The organism is Colwellia polaris, from assembly GCF_002104515.1.
GTDB classification, from domain to species: Bacteria; Pseudomonadota; Gammaproteobacteria; order Enterobacterales; family Alteromonadaceae; genus Cognaticolwellia; species Cognaticolwellia polaris.
The window spans coordinates 1-2,932 of sequence record NZ_NBOE01000023.1 but is presented as its reverse complement, the minus strand read 5'-3'; the positions used below and the strand labels follow the sequence as shown (position 1 = coordinate 2,932).

Annotated in this window: 2 protein-coding genes and 1 pseudogene; all 3 read left to right on the top strand. The window is 38.1% G+C overall.

Features of this window, described 5'->3' with window-relative positions; translation table 11 throughout:
• The first annotated feature begins 146 nt into the window (after positions 1–146).
• Positions 147–1,298: an RHS repeat-associated core domain-containing protein gene (locus B6A32_RS19530; RefSeq protein ID WP_143327934.1), complete on the top strand. Its 1,152-nt coding sequence runs from the start codon at positions 147–149 to the stop codon at positions 1,296–1,298.
• A gap of 14 nt (positions 1,299–1,312) precedes the next feature.
• A complete protein-coding gene (locus tag B6A32_RS19060) occupies positions 1,313–2,065 on the top strand; it encodes an ankyrin repeat domain-containing protein (RefSeq protein WP_085306499.1) in 753 nt (250 codons plus the stop codon).
• A gap of 452 nt (positions 2,066–2,517) precedes the next feature.
• Positions 2,518–2,932: pseudogene (locus tag B6A32_RS19055) on the top strand (transposase); the annotation flags it as partial.

Here is a 2,932-nt window from a genome sequence, read left to right as displayed (position 1 = left end):
GAGGATGAGACTTGCCAAAAAGTTGGTTTTTTGGTGTCGTTTAAGAGAAAACTAATAATCTTCCGTTGCTAATAGCCAATCGTGAAGCTTATTTATGGCAACAACAGAGAAATATCAGTGCTATGTGATTTTATTATTTAGATTGAGTGTCATTATTAAATTTGATGAATTCGCAGTCGTATAATCGATATTCATATGTATTAAATAATCCTTTATCAATGACAGATCCTAGTGGTTTCTTTTTTAAGAGCTTACTAAGAAAAATAGCCTCAATACCAATTCTTAACGCAGTTGTTACCGTTGTGTTAGCTGTGTACTGTCAAGCATGTTTGGTTGCTTATAGCGCAATGTCAACTTATGCAGTTACAGGTAGTCTTAAGTCTGCATTTACAGCTGGAATTGCCGCAGCAATTATGCCAGGAGGTGGTAGTGTTGGTAATGTAGTTGCTAGTGCTGTTATTGGTGGAATATCCTCTAAATTGCAAGGAGGAAAGTTTGGACATGGATTCTGGGCTGCTGGGATTGGTGCTGCAATGGGAGGTGCAACTAGGGGAATAAAAAGTGCTATAGGTAAGACTCTTGTAGCAACCGCAGTCGGAGGGACAATCTCAAAAATAACCGGTGGTAAATTTGCAAATGGCGCTTATAGTGCAGCTTTCGCTGCTGCTCTCTCTGCTGGATTGAATTCAGGTAAAGTTAACGCCAAAGATGCGGCTTATGCTGAGCTAAGTGAGTCTATCTATGATGATGGAAATGGAGCGCAGGTTGGTGATACTGTGGCAGGTTATGAGCTGAAAGAAATTATTGCTGAAGAAAATGGTTTAAGAGCAGGATTATTTGTGGATCAAGGAGGAAATAATGTTGTAGCTTTTGCAGGTACTGATACTAGCAGCTTTAGCGGTTTCCTTACCGATATGAAAGCAAATTTATTACAAGGACTAGGTTTAGACTCTGCTCAATACAGCTCTGCTATTGGTCTTGCAGGTAGAATGAATACTAGATTTGGTGGTAATGTGCACTTTACAGGACATTCTTTAGGTGGAGGTTTGGCATCGGCAGCAGCAATTGTGACTGGAGGAAGTGCAACTGTATTCAATGCGGCAGGAATTAGGAATAGCACAATTGGAAGCTTTTCTAGAAATAATGGCTCCATTACTCATTACTATAGTGGGTATGATGGTATTAGAGCTATAAATGCTTTTTCAGGAGCTAGTGTACCAGGAACACAAATTAATTTAGGGCATGCTGGGCCTCATACTATGCCAAATGTATGTGCGGCTATGGGAACATCATGTTAAGACGGTGGTAGTTTATGAAAATATTAATTTTATCGTTGATGTCTATGCTGTTGGTTAGCTGCTCTTCAGTTAACGCAAGTTCTAATAGCCAAGCAGGGGGCAAGTTGCTTGCTTATATGGATATTGAAGAGGTTTTTGAAGACCCTAATGCACTGGCCTTGGCAAAGTCAGCCTCGAAGGGTAGTGTTAAGGAAATTGAAAAGTTAATTGCAAAAGGTGTTGATGTTAATACGCGTGGAAAAATAAATGGCACACCTTTGTTTTTTGCATTACAAAGTAAACAAGGGTTTAGCGCATTAATTAAACATGGCGCAGATCCTAACATATTATTTGATGATGGAGGTACAGTCTTGCATTGGGCTGCTCAAATGAAAGATTGTGATTTTCTTGATATAGCAATACAAGGAGGAGGGAATCCAGATTTAAAAGCAGGTTATGCAAAAGCATCCCCCATATTTAAAACGATTAATATGGATATTGAGTCAGGAATACCTAACTGCTTCAAGGTATTAATAAAAAATGGCTGTGATATTAATTTTACAGATTCTTATGGTATTTCAGTTATTTTAACTGCTGCTAGTTTTGCTCGCTACGATATGGTTTTAGAATTACTCAAAGCGGGTGCAAATTATAATAAAAAAGATAATTACGGAAATGATATCTTTAAAATAATTAAGAAGCATGAACACTCATTCAAAAAAGGAAGTAAATCTGAAATTTATAAGCAAAAAGTGTTAGATTGGTTAAAAGACAACTCTAATAAATGAAACCTTTAAAAACAACTTAACAGGACATATATAGACGCTTCCTTGATGTCAACCCAAGTGAATACGAAAACATAACAAAACGGGCTTATGTTTTTGATTACAGAGCATTACTCTTTTCATACTTTTGTTCATGATGATAGGCGCTTTCGCTTGCTTAAAGCAAACTGTACTAACATAAACTGTACTAACATATATTCGAGCTATGGTTTGTTATCAAAAATTTAACAGGACACCCATTCTAAATTGAAAGTAAGCGTATGGGGAAAGCCGTCTAGCCTTGCTTGATGTTCCAAGGCAGCAGGTGCTCTAAGCTCTCTGGCAAAAAATTAACTAGACACCCATTCTAAATTAAAAAATTAACTAAAAAAATTAACTAGACACCCATTCTAAATTGAAATTACTGAACACTGAACTAAACTAAGAAAATCCCACAACATTATCTCAGGTGAGTTATGGCTACGCCAAGGAAGCAGCAAATTAGTTTAGAAGACACCCCGTATTATCATTGTGTGGCGCGTTGTGTTCGACGCGCTTTTTTATGCGGTGAAGATACCTTATCCGGAAAAAGCTTTGAGCACCGCCGAGAATGGATAGAAGAGAAGTTACACTTTCTCAGCCAAGTGTTTGCCATTGACGTTTGTGCTTATGCGGTAATGAGTAATCATTATCATGTGGTGTTATTTATTGATGAAGAAAAAGCCAAGCAATGGAGTATGAAAGAGGTGCTTGAGCGCTGGCACCGCTTATACAAAGGCACATTACTCACACAACAATACTGTCGGGGTGATGTACTGCCAAAACACTTAATGACTATCGTTGAAGCCACCGCTGAAGTGTATCGCAAACGCCTGATGAAAATCAGCTGGT

Bases quoted from the DNA above. Each gene is read 5' to 3' on its own strand.
- B6A32_RS19060 (WP_085306499.1), top strand. From the start codon at position 1,313: ATGAAAATATTAATTTTATCGTTGATGTCTATGCTGTTGGTTAGCTGC.